26 protein-coding genes, 1 tRNA gene and 2 pseudogenes are annotated in these 22,510 nt (G+C 49.9%); 17 read left to right on the plus strand and 12 right to left on the minus strand.

The genetic code is table 11. From position 1 onward, the window contains the following. The first annotated feature begins 20 nt into the window (after nt 1–20). Complete coding sequence (locus tag FEK66_RS26010) at nt 21–1,724, plus strand: phage tail protein (protein ID WP_240783243.1); 1,704 nt, start codon at nt 21–23, stop codon at nt 1,722–1,724. 2 nt (nt 1,725–1,726) lie between these two features. Next, the gene (locus FEK66_RS15990; RefSeq protein ID WP_135493506.1) at nt 1,727–2,239 is read left to right on the plus strand and encodes a tail fiber assembly protein; all 513 of its coding nucleotides are present in this window, start codon (nt 1,727–1,729) and stop codon (nt 2,237–2,239) included. Nucleotides 2,240–2,249: 10 nt separating this feature from the next. Here the strand turns inward: FEK66_RS15990 and FEK66_RS15995 are convergent, their stop codons facing one another. The 10 genes and pseudogenes from FEK66_RS15995 to FEK66_RS16045 form a co-directional block, all read right to left on the minus strand. Further along, nucleotides 2,250–2,795 carry a serine acetyltransferase gene (locus tag FEK66_RS15995; protein ID WP_135493507.1) on the minus strand — a complete coding sequence of 182 codons (546 nt, stop codon included), beginning with the start codon at nt 2,793–2,795 and terminating at the stop codon, nt 2,250–2,252. A gap of 160 nt (nt 2,796–2,955) precedes the next feature. Beyond that, on the minus strand, nt 2,956–3,444 hold the full coding sequence (locus tag FEK66_RS16000) for a DoxX family protein (RefSeq protein WP_135493508.1): 489 nt from the start codon (nt 3,442–3,444) through the stop codon (nt 2,956–2,958). 370 nt (nt 3,445–3,814) lie between these two features. Next, nucleotides 3,815–4,072, minus strand: a complete 258-nt coding sequence (locus FEK66_RS16005; protein WP_240782901.1) for a tail fiber assembly protein — start codon at nt 4,070–4,072, stop codon at nt 3,815–3,817. Between the two features lie 4 nt (nt 4,073–4,076). Continuing rightward, a complete protein-coding gene (locus tag FEK66_RS16010) occupies nt 4,077–4,325 on the minus strand; it encodes a hypothetical protein (RefSeq protein WP_048241297.1) in 249 nt (82 codons plus the stop codon). Nucleotides 4,326–4,328: 3 nt separating this feature from the next. Beyond that, a complete protein-coding gene (locus tag FEK66_RS16015) occupies nt 4,329–5,009 on the minus strand; it encodes a hypothetical protein (RefSeq protein WP_135493673.1) in 681 nt (226 codons plus the stop codon). A gap of 38 nt (nt 5,010–5,047) precedes the next feature. Then, the gene (locus FEK66_RS16020) at nt 5,048–6,436 is read right to left on the minus strand and encodes a replicative DNA helicase (protein ID WP_135493674.1); all 1,389 of its coding nucleotides are present in this window, start codon (nt 6,434–6,436) and stop codon (nt 5,048–5,050) included. Then, a pseudogene (locus tag FEK66_RS26295) lies at nt 6,433–6,984 on the minus strand (replication protein RepO); the annotation flags it as partial. The pseudogene FEK66_RS26295 and the gene FEK66_RS16020, both read right to left, overlap by 4 nt. Before the next feature lie 827 nt (nt 6,985–7,811). Further along, on the minus strand, nt 7,812–8,036 hold the full coding sequence (locus tag FEK66_RS16030; protein ID WP_135493675.1) for a hypothetical protein: 225 nt from the start codon (nt 8,034–8,036) through the stop codon (nt 7,812–7,814). A gap of 22 nt (nt 8,037–8,058) precedes the next feature. Continuing rightward, nucleotides 8,059–8,505 (minus strand): toxin YdaT family protein, encoded by a 447-nt coding sequence (locus FEK66_RS16035; RefSeq protein ID WP_135493676.1) that lies wholly within the window; start codon nt 8,503–8,505, stop codon nt 8,059–8,061. A gap of 64 nt (nt 8,506–8,569) precedes the next feature. Beyond that, nucleotides 8,570–8,770 (minus strand): Cro/CI family transcriptional regulator, encoded by a 201-nt coding sequence (locus tag FEK66_RS16045; RefSeq protein WP_048241305.1) that lies wholly within the window; start codon nt 8,768–8,770, stop codon nt 8,570–8,572. Between the two features lie 81 nt (nt 8,771–8,851). Here FEK66_RS16045 and FEK66_RS16050 point away from each other — a divergent pair, with 81 nt between their 5' ends. Further along, nucleotides 8,852–9,262 (plus strand): helix-turn-helix domain-containing protein, encoded by a 411-nt coding sequence (locus tag FEK66_RS16050; RefSeq protein ID WP_135493678.1) that lies wholly within the window; start codon nt 8,852–8,854, stop codon nt 9,260–9,262. Nucleotides 9,263–9,470: 208 nt separating this feature from the next. Continuing rightward, complete coding sequence (locus tag FEK66_RS16055) at nt 9,471–9,788, plus strand: hypothetical protein (RefSeq protein WP_135493679.1); 318 nt, start codon at nt 9,471–9,473, stop codon at nt 9,786–9,788. Here FEK66_RS16055 and FEK66_RS16060 read toward each other — a convergent pair. After that, entirely contained in the window at nt 9,753–9,989 is a 237-nt protein-coding gene (locus tag FEK66_RS16060) for a hypothetical protein (RefSeq protein ID WP_138211500.1), read from the minus strand. The genes FEK66_RS16055 and FEK66_RS16060 overlap by 36 nt on opposite strands. Before the next feature lie 540 nt (nt 9,990–10,529). Here FEK66_RS16060 and FEK66_RS16065 point away from each other — a divergent pair. From FEK66_RS16065 to FEK66_RS16100, 7 genes and pseudogenes are all read left to right on the plus strand, one after another. Further along, entirely contained in the window at nt 10,530–10,853 is a 324-nt protein-coding gene (locus FEK66_RS16065) for a hypothetical protein (RefSeq protein WP_135493681.1), read from the plus strand. Nucleotides 10,854–10,899: 46 nt separating this feature from the next. Then, nucleotides 10,900–13,170: a hypothetical protein gene (locus FEK66_RS16070; RefSeq protein WP_138211501.1), complete on the plus strand. Its 2,271-nt coding sequence runs from the start codon at nt 10,900–10,902 to the stop codon at nt 13,168–13,170. Beyond that, nucleotides 13,170–13,724: a siphovirus Gp157 family protein gene (locus FEK66_RS16075; protein WP_135493682.1), complete on the plus strand. Its 555-nt coding sequence runs from the start codon at nt 13,170–13,172 to the stop codon at nt 13,722–13,724. Before FEK66_RS16070 ends, FEK66_RS16075 begins: the two co-directional genes overlap by 1 nt. A 1-nt stretch (nt 13,725) precedes the next feature. Then, nucleotides 13,726–13,908: a hypothetical protein gene (locus tag FEK66_RS16080; protein WP_135493683.1), complete on the plus strand. Its 183-nt coding sequence runs from the start codon at nt 13,726–13,728 to the stop codon at nt 13,906–13,908. A gap of 212 nt (nt 13,909–14,120) precedes the next feature. Further along, nucleotides 14,121–14,345 carry a DUF4224 domain-containing protein gene (locus tag FEK66_RS16090; protein WP_001643772.1) on the plus strand — a complete coding sequence of 75 codons (225 nt, stop codon included), beginning with the start codon at nt 14,121–14,123 and terminating at the stop codon, nt 14,343–14,345. Next, nucleotides 14,346–15,365: a tyrosine-type recombinase/integrase gene (locus tag FEK66_RS16095; RefSeq protein WP_135493684.1), complete on the plus strand. Its 1,020-nt coding sequence runs from the start codon at nt 14,346–14,348 to the stop codon at nt 15,363–15,365. 244 nt (nt 15,366–15,609) lie between these two features. Then, nucleotides 15,610–15,945, plus strand: a pseudogene (locus FEK66_RS16100) (antA/AntB antirepressor family protein); the annotation flags it as partial. 528 nt (nt 15,946–16,473) lie between these two features. Here FEK66_RS16100 and FEK66_RS16105 read toward each other — a convergent pair. Then, nucleotides 16,474–16,561 (minus strand) — tRNA-Ser (locus FEK66_RS16105). A 404-nt stretch (nt 16,562–16,965) separates the two neighbouring features. Here FEK66_RS16105 and hyaA point away from each other — a divergent pair. Genes hyaA through FEK66_RS16140 form a run of 6 tightly spaced genes read left to right on the plus strand, consistent with a single transcriptional unit; the run spans nt 16,966 to nt 22,436 of the window. Next, nucleotides 16,966–18,084, plus strand: coding sequence for a hydrogenase 1 small subunit (gene hyaA, locus FEK66_RS16115; protein WP_135493685.1), 1,119 nt, complete (start codon nt 16,966–16,968; stop codon nt 18,082–18,084). Further along, nucleotides 18,081–19,874 (plus strand): Ni/Fe-hydrogenase large subunit, encoded by a 1,794-nt coding sequence (hyaB, locus tag FEK66_RS16120; protein ID WP_130215797.1) that lies wholly within the window; start codon nt 18,081–18,083, stop codon nt 19,872–19,874. Before hyaA ends, hyaB begins: the two co-directional genes overlap by 4 nt. Nucleotides 19,875–19,892: 18 nt before the next feature. Next, entirely contained in the window at nt 19,893–20,603 is a 711-nt protein-coding gene (gene hyaC, locus FEK66_RS16125; RefSeq protein WP_130205393.1) for a Ni/Fe-hydrogenase b-type cytochrome subunit, read from the plus strand. Then, nucleotides 20,600–21,187, plus strand: coding sequence for a hydrogenase 1 maturation protease (gene hyaD, locus FEK66_RS16130; protein WP_131162311.1), 588 nt, complete (start codon nt 20,600–20,602; stop codon nt 21,185–21,187). The genes hyaC and hyaD overlap by 4 nt, the downstream gene beginning before the upstream one ends. Then, nucleotides 21,184–21,582: a hydrogenase-1 operon protein HyaE gene (hyaE, locus tag FEK66_RS16135; protein ID WP_130205397.1), complete on the plus strand. Its 399-nt coding sequence runs from the start codon at nt 21,184–21,186 to the stop codon at nt 21,580–21,582. The genes hyaD and hyaE overlap by 4 nt, the downstream gene beginning before the upstream one ends. Next, entirely contained in the window at nt 21,579–22,436 is an 858-nt protein-coding gene (locus tag FEK66_RS16140) for a hydrogenase expression/formation protein (RefSeq protein ID WP_131162309.1), read from the plus strand. Before hyaE ends, FEK66_RS16140 begins: the two co-directional genes overlap by 4 nt. Nucleotides 22,437–22,510: the final 74 nt, after the last annotated feature.

Genomic DNA, 22,510 nt, shown 5'->3' on the forward strand with positions numbered 1-22,510 from the left:
TCACTAAGAATGGTGAAAAAATGATATTGGGATTTGGTAATAACGTGGTTTCTGCTCTGGCATCCGATATTACATCAAGCCAGACAACCATCCCTGTTCTACCTGGTGGAGGGGCAATGTTCGCGGCGCTGCTCACTTCCGATTTCAGCAACAAATCGACTACGTTGAAAAATTACGCAAAGATTACGCTGACAGACTCTGGCGAAACTGCATTCGAAATCTGTCATTTGACCGCGGTGAGTGGTGATAATTTAACGGTTATTCGTGGGCAGGAAGGCACGGTTGCGAAGGGATGGGCGTTAAAAGATGTGATAGCCAACTTTGCCACTCGTGGCTCGGAAAATGGCTTCGTCCAGGTTGCAGAGGTCCAAAGTGGTTTCTATACATCGGGCACAGCCGGGGGCTCTGCTAATGCTCTGACACTTGAGCTGCCAACAACCTTTTTCCTCAACGGTTCTGTGGATTGGGTGCTGAAAACGCCTATCGTTGTCTATCCCTCTCAGAACAATACCGGTGCTGCCACTTTGCAGCTAACAATGGGTGGCAGAGTCCTCGGTACGTTTCCGCTGTATAAGGGGAATAAAGCGCAACTGGCGGCGAATGATATCCTGAAGGATGTGGCGCTGGTGTGCCTTTTGGACAACACCAGGACGTTTTTTAGTGTGGCAAATCCTGGGGCGATTTATGCAGGACTTGGGACGGCGGCATTTCATGATGTCACCATTTCTCACGAGGATACGACCCCTGAGCGTGTATTGCGGGTTGGTGATTATGGGTTAGGCAGGGCTATAAATGTCCCTGATGGCACTAACCTGGCTGAATTTTTTAAAACAGCGAGAGGGGTTTCTTATCATTGCGATGCTTTGGCACAATATACCAATGTCCCAGCATGGGATGGCGTGTGGTTTGATATCATTGTTACTGTACATGAAGATGAAAATTACAGAACGTTAATTGCAGTTAACTCTCTCGGACAAATTGCCGGTGCGAGCATTTCAAACGGTTTGTTTTCTGGTTGGGACATGAACCTGACCACTAAAGGCGGTAGTGTTGATTATTTAAACAACGCACAATATTATGCAACGAAATCTCAAATGTGGCAAGGAAGCGGGGGTTTTACAAACCAGTATACAGATGGAACAGCGCCATTTTTCATACCTTCAGCATTCACAACCCCTAGAGATAACTCCTATTACCTCCCTATATGTAAGGGTGTTTCTCAAACCGATTTTTATGGGTATGGATCTGCTGTTAGCTTTGGCATTTTGCGTAGTGGTACAGCCGATTTTGGGCAGGCGGTTATCCATATCATCGGTGATAATGGGCAGGGTGCTGGGTTTTATTTTGATACTGGAAGTAATTTATCATTTCAAGGACAGGTACGGCCAGGTAGCTTCGCGAATTTCGACGAACGATACATCATGCGTGATGGTGTGAGTTATGCAGGGTTTGACTCAAATAATGAGTCACTACCTTACATGAGAAATGCAAGTTCTGGCAATATTGTTTATCTCGCGCGTCAGGATTGGGTGTCGGGCAATTTTATTAGCGGAGTTATGCGTGGGGCGCAGGGAAGTATGACGATGGATGGGGCGTTAGTTGAGGCGCCAGCCGGATGTTTTCTTACTGGCGGTAATGGTAACGAAGCAACTCAGGTAGGTGTTGCACTTTACAGGCCACTGCAAGTTTTTCGTAATGGCGTCTGGGCAACAATTGAGGGTTAAAAATGCGGCTGAATAATCTTAAACGATATTTTCCAGATGAGTTATTTAATGGAGATGGCATCCAGTATTTCATTGATGAAGATGGCAAAGACTGGTTCAAATCATTGCCAACATTTAAAAAAGATTTTGCTATCGCTTTTGATAGCAATGGAATTATTCGTTTTTATGGTAGTGAGCCATCACGATTCTATCCCGTAGGGCTGAGTGTTGTTGATGTTGACTCATTGCCGGAAGGTATTAACGTATTGGGGGAGTGGGTCTTTGATGGAAAGAATATCGCATCCCGAAAACTCTCGAAAGATGAGTTAATCACTAAGGCCGAAAGTGAAAAGGCGGGCTTGATGGCTATTGCTAATGTTGCAATTACGCCGTTGCAATATGCTGTAGATTTAGGGGAGGCCATGGAAGAAGAAACAACTCTTTTACTGAAGTGGAAAAAATACCTAATCCACCTTAACCGGGTTGATACAAGTAAAGCCCCGAATATGGACTGGCCCGCTCCGCCGAAAATGTAATGCAGGGCGCTTATAGCGCCCTGCATTTTTGCTTAATTAAGGGGGTAATTTGATTGATGTAAACAGAGTCAGGAGGAATTGACTTAGTTACCAGAGCATGCGCTCCAACAGTGACGTTATCACCGATGGTAATTTTTCCGCCTAGAATCGAAGAATTACACCCAATATCAACTTTATCTCCAATCTGTATTAAGGCTTGTGCTGCTGGGGTTCGTAGGCCAATTGTGACACCTTGTTTAATGTGTAAATTTTTACCAATGATACAGTTTTCAGTGATGGCTATGCCAGATAGGTGAGCAAGATTAAGGCCTGGTCCAATAGTGACTGTCAGGGGAATTTCGACATCATATTGGCGGTGTAGTTTTTCCTCAATTCGACGAGCAAAGCGTCGTTTAAAGCCGCCTTTAGCATATAAATAACATGCAACACGCCACCAGAACATGAAATACTTTCTTCGGTTATGTCGTGTTCTTGTCAGAGCCTTACGCCATGAAAATTTGTGATCACGTCCAATAACCTCCACCCGAATACATTCCTTTAAAATATCAATATTCATTTAACTACTCTCAATAGCAGCCGCGATTTTCCACATTTTGTTTAGGCCTCAGCAATCAGCGTTGCAATTCCTGCGTTGATTTTTGGTGACAGCTCCCCGGCCTGAAGGCCAGGGTTTCTCGGAGGCATTCTGATGAGCAGTTCCAGAAAAACGGAACTGCTCAATTAGGGCGGAGAGAAGGTCCCCATAGGGCAAGATGTTGGGCAACAGGACGGTCAACGCTCAGCGGGCCGCCTCCTTGCACAACCAGCAGCAGGGAAATCACGATATAGGCAGATTCGGGCAGGTAAAACAGCCAACTGTACCATGTAAGCAAATTAAGGTTCGCAGGAATATGGTGTAGGCCGACGGTAAACAGCGCTACCAGACTGATTATCATCAGAACCAGTGCGCTCAGGCGCGTCAGGAATCCTGCCGCCATCAGGAGTCCGAACAGCGTTTCACACCCAGCGACAAAGAACGCCATAAATACCGGGAAAGGGATACCTGCATCGGTAATGGTTTCCAGCATCATGTCCTGGTTTTCTGGCACAAATACTTTGTTAAAGCCCGAGGCGAAGAAGAACACTCCGAGAGCCAATCGCATTATGGCTAGTGGGATAAAGCTGCGGGTGCCCGGCGTCTGAAAAAAAGCCTGCAAACAGGTCATAAATATTCTCCCTGATTATGGGGTTGATTGTCACTTACAGGGAGGTATTTTCCTCCCCGGACGCAGGTAAAGATCATATAGCTTCAGATTCGCTGCGTTATTGAACCATACTGAACGCAGCATACCAGTGCAAGCAAGGTATAGAAAATTTGCTGTGAGCATCTCGAAGTGAAGTTAAGGAGTTGTTTATAGGATAGGCACCTCCGGCAGCCATTATCGAAACATAGACTACCGGAGAGAGGAAAATGATAATGTGTATATATTTGCGTATTAAAAATCAAATAAACTCAATATATAGCGATATAACATATTGATTTAAAGTACTTTGTTGTATTTTGGATAATCTTTATCGTACCGGATATCATATGGCCTACGCCTCCGACAAATCAGGCCAGCTAACATGTTCAGGGTCGGTTGTAACATCAACCGACTTAACCTTATTCTTATAATTCAGCCAGGCCGACAGTTTTGCTCTGCCGGTGTCGCTGATTTCCCCCAGCATTAACTCTGTGCGCCAGTCGAGCATAGCTGCATCTGCATGGACCAGCAGTTGCTGGCGAACCCGGTTGGCGGCAGCAATCGATGCGGCATTTTTCGCTTCAGTATTCGTGACCCATTTCTCAACCAGTTGTTTATCCACCAGATCCCCCTTCGTGCTGCTGCCGCCAATAATTCAAACGTTGTCTGAAAAACTCCCGATAACTCTCCGGCGTCGCGTCAATGTGCTGAATAACAGTCTGGCGAGTAACTTTACGCTCATAGAGCTGACGAACGAGCGCAGCGGCGCGCATGTCGTAATGCTCTTTGAGTTGGCACTCTTGTGGCCATTTTGCACGATTGAGCGGGAGACCGGGCGGGAGGTAATCCGATTGCCCGGCCATGCCTTAAGTCCTCATGTTTTTCTCTGAGTGAACGTAGAAACGGGGATCAACGCTTTTCAGCGTGAAGTGTGTAACGGGCATGTCGTCATGCCGCTCGATGCCAACAAAGTTAGACATGCAAAGCGCAAAGACGCGTTTCTGAAGTTGATCCAGGCTTATTTTGATGTCCGGGTAATATTTTTTGATCGCAGACATGATCCCCTGATATGAGAGCGTTTTACCCTTCATAATCGCCACAAGGTGTTCCGCCGGCAGTTCGCTGGATTTTTGGGTTAATTGGGATTCAGTGGGATTCTCAATGGGTTTTATGGTATCCAACAGCAGACAACAGCGGCTGGTAATACCTACCCTATAGCCCGTTTTTTTGTCGTAATTCTCTTTGCTTCCGGAAGTCCATACAGTTGCTGTTTCGCGAAGTTTTACTGTCTTCTCTCCACCTGAATAAATAACGGTTCCCGTATGCGTCTTACTGAAACACCGTGGGTTGGTTTCAACAGGTTTTGATTTTTTAGTTTTTTTGGCCGCGCGAGCAGTTAATCCCGGAACAGGTACTGGGCGCGGGCAAGGCACATAAACTGAACGGCTGCGAGCCCTAGCACCTGCGTTCATCCGCCAGATGATTACGTTTGTCCAGTCACAGGCATCGTCATCTGTCGCTACTTTAGGATAAATTAAATCGGTCATTGGTCTTTCCTCATTGTATTTCACGCTGGTCAGGCGTTTTAGAATGCGTCGGTGTTGTACTTCTCTGCATACTTCCGTTGCTGTTTTCTGGGTTTTGCTGCCTCCAGTTGAATACGGGTCTTCTCTTTGCCGACGAGCTGATCGATTGGCAGAAAGTGACCGTTTTTAAATTCCTGATAAACCACAGTACCAGCAGCCGCAAACCGGCATTTGCCGAGAATGACCTCAGCCACACCAGCCGCCGGGCTTTCAGGGTTATAAACTTCATCGCGGTACAGAAACAGGATGCTGTCAGCGTCCTGCTCGATGGAACCAGAATCACGCAGGTCTGACATTACCGGGCGACGCTGCGCCGCCGGACGCGTATCAACCGCGCGGGAAAGCTGGCTGAGCGCAAAGGTCGGTGTATGTAGCCGCATAGCCATCGTTTTGAGATTGCGGGAAATGTGCGCTACGGCAAGGTCGTTACGCTCTGCTTTCGGTTTCTTAATCAGGCCGAGATAGTCGACCATGATCATTGCCAGATGCGGATGGCGTCGCTTGTGTGTCTCCGCGATAGCGCGGATCTGTTCGACTGTGAGATCGGTCGCATCGACAATCCAGATGTCCCTGTCTGTAAGTTCTCCAATGGCTGCGGTCAATCTCGCCCAGTCCTCGTCGTACATGTCCTGAGGATTACGCAGGCGAGAAACGGACAAGTTTCCGGCACCAGCTAGCGAACGTTCAACAATCTGAGCCGCCGCCATTTCCATGCTGAAAATCAACGCGCCGCCGCCCTTTGCCGTCACACCTTCAACGACGGTAAGCGCAAACTCTGTTTTACCCATGCCTGGGCGACCAGCCACGACAATAAGATCCTGCGGGTTAATACTGCCTGTTGCGTTATCAAGATCCGCAATACCAGTCAGCAAATTGCGCGTGGATTCGTCACCGTCCATACGTTTCTGTACTGTGTCCATGTAAGCGGGCAAAAGCTCGTTGATGTGTACCGGCTGAACGTCGCCACTATCAGCAGTCATGTCCAGCAGCTGCGCCACTGCATTTTCGACCACTTGATCTCGTTGCTCCTGGTTGGCAGCTTTGCGGATGCCGTCAGCGCCATCCTGCAGAAGTTTCGCCAGCGCGCGGCTGCGCCAGGCCTTAACCATCTTCCCGGCATACCCTTTCAGGTTCGGCACCGTTGCGGGGATACGGGATATTTCAGACAGGTCAGCCAGACTTGAACCGCCCAGCGCTTCGCTGATGAATAACATGTCGATCATGCCGTTAGTCAGCGCCTGTTTTTTTATCTCGCTGAATGTACGGCGATGAAAACCAATGCTGAATGATTCTTCTGGCGTGGAGGCGATCACGTCAAATGCGTCAGGAGAAGCACCGCCATTCAACAGGCCAGCCAGCACACACGCTTCCAGTTCCTGAGGATTCATAATGCCTCTTCCCTGGTTTTACGCAGTGTTTCGGGTTTCATGAGATAATCAAAACTGGCACGCCAGCCGTCGTGATGCTCGCCACCGAAATAAAATTCAGGAGCGGTGTTGCGAAATTTCTCAAGGTATCCCAGAAACGCGCCTGTAGTTTTATTGATCATGTGGGCTGCGAGGCGTGTAATCATCTGGCGGCGATCGGCGTCCAGGGTTGCAGCAGGTAGCACATCAGCAAAAATTTCGTTGTAAGCATCGACTACCGCAACCGGATCAATACTGGCTTCGGTGGTGGCCCATGCCTCAGCGTCAGCCAGATAACCATCGAAGCGGCATACTCGACAGATATTTGCCGGTTTAGGGAGGCTGTCACCCCGGCGGCGCCAGGTAGCCAGTACCCAACGAATAACTAACTGAACATCATCCAGCGTATAGCCGTCTCGGGTAGTCGTAGGGGTCATAAGCGCCAGGAACGGCTTCATGTCACGGCAGCGAGTACCGGTTTGCACATTGTAAAAATCTAGTGCTTTTTTAGCATCTGCAAGGATTTGTTCGCGGGAAATATTAGCAACCGAGGATGTTTCTGGATGCGCACCAATCACAGTGATCCCGTCAAATTCGTAGCGTTCTGTAATTACGCCATCTCTGACCAGAATAAAGCCATCACTAAGCTGTTTTAATTTTGTTATGGATTTATCCCGCACGTTGATTCGATCAATTTCAATACCGCATTGTTCACCATCGCTTCCAGTTACTAGTAAATCAACGCGGCCTCTGCGACCGTTACCACGATCAGCTACCGGGTATTCGCGCTGGCAGTCAAAGCCTGCACCAACAATCGCAGACTCAACAGCATCGTGAAGCTCACCTGCTTTTTCAAAATCAAATTTACCTTCGAGAAGGGAAATCAGTTGCTCACGCAATACATGTCCGCCAACTCTCCCAACGGGAGATTTAGAGGGATATATATTCTCTGTAGTAATCTCTGTATGAATATTTGCTGGTTTTCCACTTACTTGTCTGGTGGTTTTCCGCACTCCAGTATGTGTTTTTTCCGCATTCTTGTTTGCGGCTATAAGTACCTGATATAAAACGTCATTATCAACCTTGTAGAAAAGTCGAGCAGGAACACCTTTTCGTTTTTCCAGCAGTACACCAATTGAGCGAAGTTTTTTACGCGCCCCTTCCTGCTCATAGCGAGAAAGGCCTGTTTCTTCTTCCCATTCTTCTTGGGTTTTATATACCCACCCGTCATCGTCGGATCGGTTAGTCCAGTAGGTCATTTGTGAAAGAAAAAGCGAGGCAGTAACACCAATATTCAGGCGAATAAAACTACGCTGGAAGGCGATCGGCCTGTCGAGTAGTGGGAGTATATTCATGATCAAATCCCCAGAGTTTCGGCGATTTGACGACATGCCGCCTGATATTCCTCAGATGACAATTCCATTTCACGGAGTTCTTCTTTCAGTTTTTCATACTGCGCCCAGATAGATAGCGCAGCTGCGCGACGGCCTTCGAAAATATCTTCGATATCATCCAGGGTGGCTGGCACCCCGTTTAGTCGAAATCCGTTCCGCCATGTAATGCGGTCGATTGAAGTCAGCATATTGGTCTTTCCTCGATACAAGTTAAACGCTGGTCAGGCGCTGTGTTTCCTGTATGGCTTGTAATGCCTGCGCTATACGCTGGGGTCGATCCCTTGCTTCAAGCAACAGAGCAATAATCGCCGCGGCAAAATCACGAATCGCAATGCAAATTAACTGCTGAGTGGTCATTCCCAGCTGTGCATATCGTTCCGCAGGCAACGCAGCTTCCATCGCCATGGCCAGCGCTTTCGTTTTGATTCTTGCCGCTTTCGTCTCACCACGTAGCCAGCGAAAAATCTGCTGCCGGTTGTTGTTGATAGCCCGCCAGTCAGCATTACCTTTCGAATCCTCCATCGGGTGAAGTTTTACGTAGCTGGTATTGCCACCCATTCGAAACCACATGCGAGTGATCTCAATAGCAACATGTTCCTGGCCACGCTCAGCAGCCCAGTTGAAGATTTCTCTTTTCAGTTCGTCGAGGTTTTCCACTTCGTCGCGTCTCCTGTCGCTGAAAACCTGATTAAGCGTAATCAGATTTCAAATACGCTCTTTGTTAAGCTGCAGTTGTGTTGTTCGGTTCCAGATAAAATTCGGGGTCATATTTCAAAGCCCCATCAGTAACACGATCCAACCTTGCAGCTCGGCGCTCAGGTATCACATTTCCCCAGCGAGATACTGCTGGAAGTGAAACTCCTGCGGCTCGAGCCAGCTTTGTGGCGCTCCCAAAGAACGCTAAAGCATCGTTTTTAAACATTGCCGATCTCCATTTTGTTAACTTTAAGAAACAAAATTACGAGTTAAAGAAAATTAAGTCAAGTAAATTTATATTAACTACATGAACAAAATCAGCCCTGGCGAGCGCATTAAAAAGCGACGTAAAGAACTCAACCTAACTCAGCGTGAAGTCGCAAAACTCGCGCAGGTATCGCACGTCACAATCTCTAAATGGGAAAACGATGACAACGAGCCTCAGGGCAGGAACTTGTTCCAGTTGAGTCAGGCCCTGCAATGTTCACCCACCTGGATTTTATACGGGGACGAAGACAAACAGCCCGAGCCTCCAGCAGTATCTGAAGAAGATAAGATCACATTAGATGAGCTTGAAGAGCAGCTACTCGAGCTTTTCAGGGCACTACCCAGTTCAGAAAAAGAACGCCATTTAACTGAGCTTCGCGGAAAAGTGGACGATTTTAATCGTCTGTTTTACGAATTGCTCCAAGCAAGAAAAACCTCCAAGAAAAAATAAATCCATTAAAATCAAATAAATGGATGAGTGTCGCCCTTTTATTTAACTTTTATAAACAAATTTATGTTGACTGATAATTTAACCTTTATTAAATTAACTTCCATCAACGACGCACTAACCACGCGGCAGTTGTTCAGAAAAACGTTCCGCCGCCGGGCGTAAAGCGGATGAGGGAATCGGCGCTAACAACAAAGCAATGGGGTGAGTGATGGAATTCAGCAAGCTGCCACACGAAGTGCAGGTAATTGCCGCCAAATGCCTGGCAGACGAAATCAATACAGTTTCAGGTTTTGCAGGCAATGAGGTTAACCGCGGTCCCGCTAAAGAGCAGGCCAAACAGGTTCGTGACGCATTCATTGCTCTTTTTTCAGAGCGCGAGATGGAAGGTGAGAAAAAAGCGGCAGCAGAGAGAATTGCTGCCACCATCGCAGGCATGCAGCAACTGATTGGTAGCGATGAGGTGCTAAAAACCCAAGTTAAACATCTGATTTCAGCGACTGAAGATTTGCTTGATAAGTGCCTGTAATTGGTAAGTGACCGATACACCATCTCCGTTAGATGGTCCATCTACATCAGGAAATCGAAGGGTGACATTGTTTTTAAGGGCTTTTAGTTGTTCTGAAGTTAACAGTTTAAGGGCTTCATCAAGCATTACGTTTGTTGCTTCCAGAGTGGCTTCTGAGACTTTTGGCTTAATTTCCTCAAGCATTTTAGAAAGTTGACTCATGTTTTTACCTTGCTGGTTATGTGAGAACGCCCAGTATACCACCGAGCCTGAAGTGGCTAAAAGACAGGCAACGAATTCGCGGGTCGCCGCCAGTACGATGACATGCGGGAAAGACCGCAATGAATCCAAAATTGCTGTGTGTAGTCTTTGCCCAGCCACCACGGTGGGCACTTTTTTTCACACAGTTACGATTTTACCGTTGTGACTGAGTCTCCAGACGGAGAGGCCAAACCCACAATGTGACACCAGGGAAAGACCGAAGGAAGTACAACGCCTGACCAGCGTAAACCGAGCATGACCAGCTCTGGCACCGGGGAAGACCGGAAGAGGAAAGACCTGATGGCCTCACCAGCCTGACTGCCGGGAAAGACCGGCACCCTTTAGATGGCAAAAGGCCCGCACAAGGCGGGCCAGTTACCCCGGGCGGCGACCAAACCACCCGGATTGTTCCGCAGGGGACCAACCCTGCGGAGAGGAAAGACCAATGCAGGACAGAGCCAACACTGATCGGCTCTGAGTATATATCACTAAGGAGCCGCTATGGAAGCGCTAACCATCCCCGTAAAGCTGTACATCCATTACAACGCCAACACTTTCTCTCAGGAAAAAATCATTGTCGCCACCTGTGACATGTCACGTAGTTTTCCAGATCAATATGTCTTGCTGGAAACGCGCAATATATCCATCGATGTAAACCAACCAGAGCCATTCGACATTATTGCTCTGCAGGTCGACCAGTTGCGTGACCAGAAAGAGAAAATCGCAACTTTGGCGCAAAGTCAGATAGCCCAGGTTGACGACAAAATACAGCAACTGCTCTGTATTGATCACTCACCTGTTCAGGAAAGCGACATCCCATTTTGATCAACCGGCGCCAGACCAGCGCCAGTAACCAAAGAGGAAAGACCAAGTGACAATTTATAACTGTCTGTTCGAGCCGAAGAAATCTGCTATCAAGGATGGTGCTGTTGCATTGGCAATCAGCATCGAAGCGCCAAATAAAAAAGTCGCTGAAAGTATCATCATCGGCAAACTCTGGGAGCATTATCCTGCAAATGGCGACAACTATTTTAAACCTAAAATCTGGGAAGATTCAGAGGGCCAGCCTCGTCCGGAAGTCGGAAAATTTGATGAGCAATTTGCTCAGGCGAACACATTAGACGGGGAAAAGTGGATCGCCAACGATTCAGACACCAGTACTTTAAATTTGCCAGCCAACGACGAGATAATCGATCTGACGAAGCTGCCAGCTCGTGAACGCTTCATTGCCATTCTTATGTTCAGTGATTCCCCCATTGACGGTGTACTGTACTCTCAGGTGCTGGATTATCTTGATAATCTGGAAAATAGCCACGAGCCGTTTGATGATGACGATCGGCTGAATTCTAATATTCTTCATGCCCTGGAAAATAACGAACCCGTTCGTCACATGCATGTTGAGGGGGTAAACAATCTGATTCAGGCCATCTTCGCTAAATTTGAAGGCCAGGCACCGGGTAAGGCAGCAATTTCACAGTTCATTAAACGCTGGATGGAAAATCCTCGTAAGCGTGAAGAAATGCGGCCGGAAAATACCGCATTGAATAATGATGGTGTCAACAATGACAGTAACAAAGTAGCACCACAGCGCGGATATAAGCATTCTTATGCCACACTGGATCAGGAAATTGCCCTCGCCCTTCTCCCGATTAATTTCACAGAAACAGTATCAGTTCGTGCGCTACGATCTGCTGAACACATCATTGAAGAAGACCGAGAAGATTTCAAACGCTGGTCAGCGGCACTACGTACGACAGAGCAGATCCTGAAGTATGACCGCCCCAGTGTTTTTGGCGTTATTCAGAATGCACCTGCTAAAGATACATACCATTTCCCTGAGTCACTGCGGCACCATATTGATTCCTGGCTGGCTGAAAATGGTCAGTTCGAGTGTGCTGGTACTGATGCGGAGAGAACCAGCAAACTGCTTGCGGCAGAGCGCGGCGAGTACGTCGAAGGTATCAGCGACCCTAACGATCCTAAATGGGTTAAAACAGATTCCCAACCTCAGGTATCAAACCTCGGCAATGGAATGTTCTCTGTTGATAATCTTCTGCCTGAAACCGCCTCAAAGGAAGGTGAAAAACAGGAAGTGACCGAACAAGGAACTGTTACAGAAGACCAGGCAACACAGGCCCGAGAAAAGTTGAACAGCATGGGTTACGGCGTTTATGCAACGAACCATGACGAAACTGACCAGCAGGAAGAAAAGCTGAGCGATAAAGTAAAAACTCTCGTTCAGGATGCGGATCAACTTGTCGAGCGCGTTAAACGTGAAGAGCAGCTCCCGCAGGCATCTGAACTGGTTCAGAGCATCAACGAAATGCAGTCTACTGAACGCGATAACCTGGAATTGTGGAAAGAGGTGTTCAAAACAGATGAGCGTTTTACTACTGCGTTCTCTGTGAATGGCGGCGGAACCTCAATCAATGGCACCTACATGACCATGATCGCTACCCGCGAATTTGGTCCGAAAGGTATCGGCTGGGGTGTGGATATTCTTGAAGAACGCTTTGACGATGGCGCGCCAATTACTCGCGCAGTCAAAGGGACTGACGGTAACAATACATGGGAGTTTATTCCCGACGGTGTAGGCGGCATCCTGACAGAGAAACACCACGTTATCAAAATCAGACTTTGGTACATCCGGAATGGTGCGCGCGGTGAAGAGATTTCATTCGGGTGTACCCCGTATATTTACGGCAGCAAATACGGCCCTATTTGCGATGGTGAAGCGACAAAAAAATCACTGACTGACGCAACCAAAAAAGCGCTGTCTGCACTTGGTTTCTGCGCTGATATTTTCATGGGCCTGTACGATAACCCGGAGTATCGCCAGAAAAATAAAGCAGAATTCGCGCTCAAAAACGCCAGCGAAAACGCCGAGGATGCCGCCCGCGTACGTCAGGAACTGGACGACAAACTGACCCGAGTCGCTAACACCATTGCATCTGCTGTATCAGAGCACGAGATCAACAAGGTCTATTCTTCGATTGCTCGCGAAGCGGAGGTGCATCGCAAGGATGCAGAGGCGAAAGGTGACACACAGCATGCCCGTTACTTAGGTGGGCGTCTGCGTCGCCTGACAACTATCAAAGATGGACGTATCGCCGAACTGAAAAAAGTACAGGAGAAAGCATAATGACTACTGCAATCGCGTTAGCTGCCGACTATACCAACCTGCTGCAATTGCTGGAAAGCTCAGATGAACTGACTCCGGAAATGATCGCCGATACTCTGGAAGGCATTGAAGGAGAACTGGCGGATAAGCTGGATGCCATCATGGTATTAGCCCGCAATAATCTCGGACATGCCAAAACCTGTGATGAGGAAATGAAGCGCCTGGCGGAGCGCAAAAAGTCTTTCGAAAATAAAGATAAAACGCTCAGGAAATATATTCTGTCGTGCCTTATGGCCGCGAATCTGGATAAGCTCAAGACACCTAAAAACACTTTCACTGCCCGTAAAGGCAGCATCAGCGTTGTGATCGATAACGAAAAGCTATTGCCTGATGATCTGGTAACTGTTCAGACGATTATCGCCCCGGACAAAAAAGCCATCAAAGAGGCAATCGAGGCTGCGGAAGCTGCCGCAGCGCAAATCACCGCTGATGGCGGTGAAGTACCTGCCGAACTGTTAAACCCGGTACCGGGCGCCCATCTTGAGATCGGCGAACGTTCATTGCAGGTGCGCTGATATGCTGAAACTATCTCTCAAACGTGGCGATGCGGTACATGTTGTTCTCCCTGACGGTAGTAACGGAATTATTGAAGCCCGCAGCCGTTGTGAACTGGGTATGCGTCTGCCGAAAAACGTGAAGGTTACGCGTGAGAAAGGCGCATTCCTCCCTGCAAACCTGATTAAGCGTAATCAGAAATAAAACCCCGCTACCGCTAGCATTGCGGCCTCACTATTCACAGGAGGTCGCAATGCTGCGATGGCAACCCGGAGCTACTCTGCTCACAGATTTCGATATAAAGATTGGCCGGTTATCGGCAAGCGTACGAAAGAAGACACTGACCCAGTCCGACATCGAACGCGCCTGCAGTGATGCTGACGACGCTGTGTACCGGATGATGAGGAAAGACCAACATGACCAGAGAAAACGATCTGCTAACAGACGCTGAACTGATTGAGTTTACCGGCTATCAGAAACCATCCAAACAACGGGAAATACTGGACCGTGGCGGCGTGTCGTACATTCCCGACCGGGAAGGACGCCCGATGGTTACCTGGACACATATCAACGCTGTACTGAACGGACAGATCACCGTGCAGACCAGTACAGAAGAGAAACCCGATTTTGGAGCTATTTAAATGGGGCGCAGAAGAAAGGATCCGGGTGATAACAGGTTACCCCCGCGCGTATCAAAAACCAGAACTCGTTACTACTACAAACCCACCTCGCGGGAGACCGTGACGCTTGGACCAATCACCTTCACTATGTCGGCGTTATGGAAACGGTACGAAGAAGAGCGACGCAATTATTCAGATGTGATGACGTTCGAAAAGCTCTGGAAGATGTTTCTTAAAAGCGCCTACTACACCGAGCTTGCAATACGAACCCAGCGGGATTACCTGCAACATCAGAAAAAACTACTTGTCGTATTCGGTAAAGTTAAAGCTGATTTAATCAAACCGGAAGACGTTCGTCAGTTTATGGATCGTCGTGGCCTACAAAGTAAAAATCAGGCTAACCAGGAAATGAGCAGTATGTCGCGTGTTTACCGCTGGGGATACGAACGCGGTTACGTTAAGGGAAACCCGTGCGCCGGCGTCAGTAAATTCTCTCTCAAGGCCCGCGAGCAATACATCACTGACGAAGACTACCTGGCGATTTATAAACATGCAGATCACGTCGTCAGGGCAGCAATGGAAATATCGTACCTGTGCGCAGCCCGGCAAGCTGATGTACTCGCTCTGCGCTGGATGCAGATATCTGACAAGGGGATTTTTATCCAGCAGGGTAAGACAGGGAAAAAGCAAATTAAGGTGTGGACGCCCCGCCTTCGGCAGGCGCTGGAAACGGCACAGACAGAATGCCCGAGGCTCTCACCTGATTCACTGGTTATCTATAACAACGATCGTGCTCAGTTCATCCGCAAGACGTTCAATAATCGCTGGCTAAAGGCCGTACGTGCCGCACAAAGCGAACTGGGCCGGCAACTGGATTACACGTTTCACGATATAAAGGCAAAAGCCATTTCAGATTTTGAGGGGAGTAGCAGGGATAAGCAGATATTTAGCGGTCACAAAACAGAAAGTCAGGTGCTTATCTACGACAGAAAGGTGCAAATCAGTCCGACGCTGGATCGTCCTTTGATAAATGGCCAGTAGTTTGACAAATCCGCATCAACGGGGCTATATTCCGCTTCATGGTGCTGAACACACCTTGCAAAGCGGAAACCGCACCTGTCAGTCATGCGGATTTTTTATGTCCATTTTTCAGATATGGTCGGGTAGCGCGTATACCGAAAAACAGCCGAAAGGTTAAGGATACGGGCCGACTTTGCACGGTGTTCAAGTACCTGACCGCCCTGCTGAACACAGGGCTATCTGAACAAATGCAAAGGACATAAAAATGACCAATCAACTCATCCCCGTTTTCAACGGCACGATATCCAACGACCCCCACCTGCTCTGCAATGCCCGCGATCTGCACGCCTTCCTCGAAGTAGGCAAGCGCTTCGCTACTTGGATTACTGACCGACTAAACGAGTATCAATTCGTTGAAAATCAGGACTACATAGCTATTTCCCAAAAACGGGAAATAGGTCATGGGCGTGGCCGCAAGGACTTCTACATCACCCTGGACACCGCCAAGGAACTGGCGATGGTTGAGCGCAACGAAAAAGGCCGCCAGATCCGCCGATACTTCATTGAGTGCGAGAAGCAACTCAGTCAGAACAAAGAATCAATTGTCCTGACCACTCCGATGCATCGAACGCCACTACGTGACGCCGTTCACCTTCTTGTCGGTATGCGCTGCATGGCATTTCAGGAAGCCTATCAGCTTATCCACCAGCGCTTTGGCGTCGGTAGTATTGAACAACTCACCCGCGCACAAGTGATGGATGCCATAGAGTACATTCATTGTCTGTTAGCAGACGGGGCAACAGGGAAACTCCCCTCCGGCGAAAGCAGAATATTAATCACCCTTCGAAATGGAGAAATAATCAAGACAAGGGCCATTGGAGCTGATGAGCATGTCGCAACGCTGGAGGCTTTTATCGAACTGGCGAGAAGTGCGCATTACATTGTCATCCACAAGGATGGTGCAGCGCCATTGATGAAGGCATTAACAGGAGGGAGATCTGAGGAAGGCAAAAGACACAAACTGAATAATTATTCAGTTTGCGATTTCTGATATTCTCCGGGAATATTCTTTTTTATTCTTCGCCTCAAAAACAAAGGGGTCAGCTTATTGCTAACCCCTTGTTTAATCTGGCGGAAGCGCAGAGATTCGAACTCTGGAACCCTTTCGGGTCGCCGGTTTTCAAGACCGGTGCCTTCAACCGCTCGGCCACACTTCCGGAATGACGCGAACTATAAACATCCCGATGCGTCGTGTAAACCCCCAATTTGTTTGTTTGCTTGAAAAACAGACAAATGCGCGTTGATTGCGTGAAATAACAGCAATTTGGGTATTCTGTCGCCATAAAAATGAGCTCGTAATCGTTCTGCGCCAAACCTTAAGGAAAATAAGGCCCATTTTTATCGCTAAAAGACAAATCCACACAGTTTGTATTGTTTTGTGCAAAAGTTTCACTACGCTTTATTAACAATACTTTCTGGCGACGTGCGCCAGTGCAGAAGGATGAGCTTTCGTTTTCAGCCTCTCACGTAAAACGATGGTTTGCCTTGCTACAGGGACGTCGCTTGCCGACCATAAGCGCCCGGCGTCCTGCTGGTGTCGCAAGGAGAAGAGACGTGCGATATGAATAACGAGGAGACATTTTACCAGGCCATGCGGCGTCAGGGGGTCACCCGGCGCAGCTTTCTCAAATATTGCAGTCTGGCTGCAACCTCGCTGGGATTAGGCGCGGGAATGGCACCAAAGATTGCCTGGGCGCTGGAAAATAAACCGCGCATTCCGGTGGTATGGATCCACGGTCTGGAATGCACCTGCTGTACCGAATCTTTTATCCGCTCCGCTCACCCACTGGCGAAGGATGTCATTCTTTCCCTTATTTCTCTCGACTACGACGATACTCTGATGGCTGCCGCCGGAACTCAGGCGGAAGAAGTCTTTGAAGACATCATCACACAATACAATGGTAAATATATCCTTGCGGTGGAGGGCAATCCGCCACTGGGTGAGCAGGGGATGTTCTGTATCAGCAGCGGTAGGCCGTTTATTGAAAAACTCAAACGTGCCGCTGCCGGAGCCAGTGCGATTATCGCATGGGGAACCTGCGCTTCATGGGGCTGCGTGCAGGCCGCGCGGCCCAATCCGACGCAGGCAACGCCTATCGACAAAGTCATCACCGACAAACCCATTATCAAAGTGCCTGGCTGCCCGCCAATCCCGGATGTGATGAGCGCCATCATTACTTACATGGTGACGTTCGATCGCCTGCCGGATGTCGACAGAATGGGGCGTCCGCTGATGTTCTATGGTCAGCGTATTCACGATAAATGCTATCGCCGCGCCCACTTCGACGCCGGAGAGTTTGTGCAGAGTTGGGATGATGACGCGGCGCGTAAAGGTTACTGCCTGTACAAAATGGGCTGCAAAGGGCCAACTACGTATAACGCCAGTTCCTCTACCCGCTGGAATGATGGCGTTTCCTTCCCGATTCAGTCTGGTCACGGTTGTCTTGGCTGTTCTGAAAATGGCTTCTGGGATCGTGGCTCGTTCTACAGTCGCGTGGTCGATATTCCGCAAATGGGGACTCATTCCACCGCCGATACCGTCGGCTTAACCGCGCTTGGCGTGGTGGCTGCGGCAGTTGGCGTACATGCAGTCGCCAGCGCCGTTGACCAGCGCAGACGTCATAACCAGCAACTTGCAGAAGCAGAACAACAGCCGGGCAACGAGGATAAACAGGCATGAGCACTCAGTACGAAACTCAGGGATACACCATCAACAATGCCGGACGCCGCCTGGTGGTCGACCCGATCACGCGCATCGAAGGCCATATGCGCTGCGAAGTAAATATCAACGATCAGAATGTGATAACCAATGCCGTCTCCTGCGGCACGATGTTTCGCGGGCTGGAGATCATCCTGCAAGGGCGCGATCCGCGCGATGCGTGGGCGTTCGTTGAACGTATCTGCGGCGTCTGTACCGGCGTACACGCTCTGGCTTCGGTTTACGCCATCGAAGATGCCATCGGTATTAAAGTGCCGGACAACGCCAATATCATCCGCAATATTATGCTGGCAACGCTCTGGTGCCACGATCACCTGGTGCATTTCTATCAGCTCGCCGGGATGGACTGGATCGATGTGTTAGATGCGCTGAAAGCTGATCCGCGGAAAACCTCCGAACTGGCGCAAAGCCTCTCTTCGTGGCCGAAATCGTCCCCTGGCTATTTCTTCGACGTACAAAACCGACTGAAGAAATTTGTTGAAGGCGGGCAGTTGGGGATCTTCCGTAACGGCTACTGGGGCCATCCGCAATATAAACTGCCGCCAGAAGCCAACCTGATGGGCTTTGCCCACTATCTCGAAGCTCTCGATTTTCAGCGTGAAATTGTCAAAATCCACGCGGTCTTTGGCGGTAAAAACCCTCATCCAAACTGGATTGTCGGCGGGATGCCATGCGCAATTAACATTGACGAAAGCGGCGCGGTCGGTGCGGTCAATATGGAACGCCTGAACCTGGTGCAGTCGATTATCACCCGTACGGCGGACTTCATTAATAACGTGATGATCCCCGACGCTTTAGCCATCGGCCAGTTCAACAAACCGTGGAGCGAAATCGGCACGGGCCTTTCGGATCAATGCGTCCTCAGCTACGGTGCGTTCCCCGATATCGCCAACGACTTTGGCGAAAAAAGTCTGTTGATGCCTGGCGGCGCAGTAATTAACGGCGACTTCAAAAACGTGTTGCCAGTGGATTTGGTTGATCCGCAGCAGGTGCAGGAGTTTGTCGATCACGCCTGGTATCGTTATCCCGACGATCGGGTTGGACGTCATCCCTTCGATGGTATTACCGATCCGTGGTACAACCCCGGCGATGTCAAAGGCAGTGACACCAACATTCAGCAGCTGAATGAACAGGAACGCTACTCGTGGATCAAAGCGCCACGCTGGCGCGGTCATGCGATGGAAGTGGGGCCACTGGCGCGCACATTAATCGCTTACCACAAAGGCGATGCGGCAACCGTTGAGTCTGTCGATCGTATGATGTCGGCGTTGAACCTGCCGCTTTATGGCATCCAGTCAACGTTGGGCCGCATTTTGTGCCGCGCGCACGAAGCGCAGTGGGCCGCAGGTAAGTTGCAATACTTCTTTGACAAGCTGATGACCAACCTGAAAAACGGCAATCTCGCCACCGCCTCCACTGACAAATGGGAGCCTACTACCTGGCCGAAAGAGTGCCGGGGCGTCGGCTTTACCGAAGCGCCGCGCGGGGCGTTAGGCCACTGGGCCGCCATTCGCGATGGCAAGATTGATCTCTATCAGTGCGTGGTGCCGACCACCTGGAACGCCAGCCCGCGCGATCCCAAAGGGCAAATTGGTGCGTATGAAGCGGCGCTGATGAACACCAAAATGGCTATTCCTGAACAGCCGCTGGAAATCCTGCGTACTTTGCACAGCTTCGACCCGTGCCTCGCCTGTTCAACTCACGTGCTGGGCGACGATGGCAGCGAGCTTATCTCCGTGCAGGTGCGTTAACAGCGAAGGAGAATCATCATGCAACAGAAAAGCGACAACGTTGTCAGCCACTATGTCTTTGAAGCGCCCGTGCGGATCTGGCACTGGCTGACAGTGCTGTGCATGGCAGTGTTGATGGTTACTGGCTACTTTATTGGTAAACCGCTGCCTTCGGTCAGCGGCGAGGCGACTTATCTGTTCTACATGGGGTACATCCGGTTAATTCACTTCAGTGCCGGGATGATTTTTACTGTGATATTACTGATGCGGATCTACTGGGCATTTGTCGGTAATCGCTACTCACGCGAGCTGTTCATCGTGCCGGTGTGGCGTAAACGCTGGTGGTTGGGCGTGTGGTATGAAATCCGCTGGTATCTGTTTCTGGCAAAACGCCCGAGTGCTGATATTGGTCATAATCCCATCGCCCAGGCCGCGATGTTCGGCTATTTCCTGATGTCCGTTTTTATGATCGTCACCGGTTTTGCGCTGTTCAGCGAACATAGTCAGTATGCCATCTTCACACCGTTCCGTTACGTGGTGGAATTTTTCTACTGGACGGGCGGCAACTCAATGGACATTCACAGCTGGCATCGGCTGGGGATGTGGCTGATTGGCGCGTTTGTGATCGGTCATGTGTACATGGCGCTGCGTGAAGACATCATGTCTGATGACACGGTGATCTCCACTATGGTGAATGGCTACCGCAGCCACAAATTTTTTAAAGTCAAAAGCAACAAGGAGCGTTCATGAGCGAGCAACGCGTGGTGGTAATGGGGCTGGGTAACCTGCTGTGGGCCGATGAAGGCTTCGGCGTGCGGGTGGCAGAACGGCTGTATGCCCATTATCACTGGCCCGAGGAAGTGGAGATTGTTGATGGCGGCACTCAGGGGCTGAACTTGCTGGGCTATGTCGAAAGCGCCAGCCACTTGTTGATTCTCGATGCCATTGATTATGGGCTGGAGCCAGGAACGCTACGAACCTATGCCGGAGAACGTATTCCGGCCTATCTCAGTGCGAAGAAAATGAGCCTGCACCAGAACAGTTTCTCCGAAGTGCTGGCGCTGGCAGATATCCGCGGACATCTGCCAGCACATATTGCCCTCGTCGGCCTGCAACCCGCGATGCTCGACGACTACGGCGGCAGCCTGAGCGAACTGGCGCGAGAGCAACTGCCCGCTGCGGAACAGACGGCGCTGGTACAGCTGGCTGAGTGGGGAGTTGTACCGCAACCGACTGAGGAGTCTCGTTGTCTCAATTATGACTGTCTGTCGATGGAAAATTACGAAGGCGTTCGCTTGCGCCAGTACCGGATGACGCTGGAGGAGCAGGGATGAGCAACGACACGCCATTTGATGCGTTGTGGCAACGAATGCTGGCGCGCGGCTGGACGCAGGTTAGTGAATCTTGTCTTGATGACTGGCTTACGCAAGCGCCAGACGGCGTGGTGTTGTTAAGCTGTGACCCAAAACGGACGCCTGAAGTCAGCGACAATCCGGTAATGATCGGCGAGCTACTGCGCGAGTTTCCAGACTATGTGTGGAAGGTGGCGATTGCCGATCTTGAGCAGAGCGAAGCCATCGGCGATCGCTTTGGCGTCTTTCGCTTTCCCGCCACTTTAGTGTTTACCGGCGGAAACTATCGCGGCGTGCTGAATGGTATTCACCCGTGGGCGGAACTGATAAACCTGATGCGCGGGCTTGTCGAACCGCAACAGGAGCGAGCCTCATGAGCGACACTTTCTTCCATCTGCTGGGACCGGGAACACAACCTGGCGACGACAGTTTCAGTATGAATCCACTGCCGATTACCTGTCAGGTGAATGATGAACCAAGTATGGCGGCACTGGAGCAATGTGCTCACAGCCCGCAGGTGATGGCGCTGTTAAACGAGTTGCAACATCAACTAAGCGAACGTCAGCTGCCGTTGGGCGAGGTGCTGGCAGTCGATCTGTTAAATCTCAACGCCGACGATCGTCATTTCATCAATACGCTGCTTGGGGAAGGGGAAGTATCAGTGCGCATCCAGCACGCTGACGGCAGTGAAAGTGAAATTCAGGAGGCGATATTCTGTGGATTATGGCGTGTACGCAGACGTCGCGGCGAACAGTTGCTGGAGGACAAACTGGAGGCTGGCTGCGCGCCGCTGGCGTTGTGGCAGGCGGCAACGCAAAACGCGCTGCCGACAGATTCGCTATTACCGCCCCCCATCAATGGCCTGATGAATGGCTTACCGCTGGCCCATGAGTTGCTGGCGCATGTACGAAACCCCGACGCGCAGCCGCACAGTATTAACCTGACGCAATTACCCATCAGCGAAGCTGACCGGCTTTTTCTGTCGCGTCTTTGCGGACCGGGCAATATTCAGATTCGGACCATTGGCTACGGCGAGAGCTATATCAATGCTACGGGATTACGCCATGTCTGGCATTTACGCTGTATGGACACCTTAAAAGGCCCTCTGCTTGAGAGTTATGAAATCTGCCCGATACCCGAAGTTGTGCTGGCTGCGCCGGAAGATCTGGCGGACTCTGCGCAGCGTCTCGGCGAGGTTTGTCAGTGGCTGGCGGAAAGCGCACAACAGTAAAAACGGTGGCAAATATCGCTTTCGGTCCTGTGAATATCGCAATTAGCGAATACAACTACCTACAAACTGTAAGG

Source organism: Escherichia sp. E1130, from assembly GCF_005781065.1.
Lineage (GTDB): Bacteria > Pseudomonadota > Gammaproteobacteria > Enterobacterales > Enterobacteriaceae > Escherichia.

Coding starts and splice junctions, on each gene's coding strand:
- FEK66_RS26010 (WP_240783243.1), top strand. CDS start 21: ATGATATTGGGATTTGGTAATAACGTGGTTTCTGCTCTGGCATCCGAT.
- FEK66_RS15990 (WP_135493506.1), top strand. CDS start 1,727: ATGCGGCTGAATAATCTTAAACGATATTTTCCAGATGAGTTATTTAAT.
- FEK66_RS15995 (WP_135493507.1), bottom strand. CDS start 2,795: ATGAATATTGATATTTTAAAGGAATGTATTCGGGTGGAGGTTATTGGA.
- FEK66_RS16000 (WP_135493508.1), bottom strand. CDS start 3,444: ATGACCTGTTTGCAGGCTTTTTTTCAGACGCCGGGCACCCGCAGCTTT.
- FEK66_RS16010 (WP_048241297.1), bottom strand. CDS start 4,325: ATGGCCGGGCAATCGGATTACCTCCCGCCCGGTCTCCCGCTCAATCGT.
- FEK66_RS16015 (WP_135493673.1), bottom strand. CDS start 5,009: ATGACCGATTTAATTTATCCTAAAGTAGCGACAGATGACGATGCCTGT.
- FEK66_RS16020 (WP_135493674.1), bottom strand. CDS start 6,436: ATGAATCCTCAGGAACTGGAAGCGTGTGTGCTGGCTGGCCTGTTGAAT.
- FEK66_RS16030 (WP_135493675.1), bottom strand. CDS start 8,036: ATGCTGACTTCAATCGACCGCATTACATGGCGGAACGGATTTCGACTA.
- FEK66_RS16045 (WP_048241305.1), bottom strand. CDS start 8,770: ATGTTTAAAAACGATGCTTTAGCGTTCTTTGGGAGCGCCACAAAGCTG.
- FEK66_RS16050 (WP_135493678.1), top strand. CDS start 8,852: ATGAACAAAATCAGCCCTGGCGAGCGCATTAAAAAGCGACGTAAAGAA.
- FEK66_RS16055 (WP_135493679.1), top strand. CDS start 9,471: ATGGAATTCAGCAAGCTGCCACACGAAGTGCAGGTAATTGCCGCCAAA.
- FEK66_RS16060 (WP_138211500.1), bottom strand. CDS start 9,989: ATGAGTCAACTTTCTAAAATGCTTGAGGAAATTAAGCCAAAAGTCTCA.
- FEK66_RS16065 (WP_135493681.1), top strand. CDS start 10,530: ATGGAAGCGCTAACCATCCCCGTAAAGCTGTACATCCATTACAACGCC.
- FEK66_RS16075 (WP_135493682.1), top strand. CDS start 13,170: ATGACTACTGCAATCGCGTTAGCTGCCGACTATACCAACCTGCTGCAA.
- FEK66_RS16080 (WP_135493683.1), top strand. CDS start 13,726: ATGCTGAAACTATCTCTCAAACGTGGCGATGCGGTACATGTTGTTCTC.
- FEK66_RS16090 (WP_001643772.1), top strand. CDS start 14,121: ATGACCAGAGAAAACGATCTGCTAACAGACGCTGAACTGATTGAGTTT.
- FEK66_RS16095 (WP_135493684.1), top strand. CDS start 14,346: ATGGGGCGCAGAAGAAAGGATCCGGGTGATAACAGGTTACCCCCGCGC.
- hyaA (WP_135493685.1), top strand. CDS start 16,966: ATGAATAACGAGGAGACATTTTACCAGGCCATGCGGCGTCAGGGGGTC.
- hyaB (WP_130215797.1), top strand. CDS start 18,081: ATGAGCACTCAGTACGAAACTCAGGGATACACCATCAACAATGCCGGA.
- hyaC (WP_130205393.1), top strand. CDS start 19,893: ATGCAACAGAAAAGCGACAACGTTGTCAGCCACTATGTCTTTGAAGCG.
- hyaD (WP_131162311.1), top strand. CDS start 20,600: ATGAGCGAGCAACGCGTGGTGGTAATGGGGCTGGGTAACCTGCTGTGG.
- hyaE (WP_130205397.1), top strand. CDS start 21,184: ATGAGCAACGACACGCCATTTGATGCGTTGTGGCAACGAATGCTGGCG.
- FEK66_RS16140 (WP_131162309.1), top strand. CDS start 21,579: ATGAGCGACACTTTCTTCCATCTGCTGGGACCGGGAACACAACCTGGC.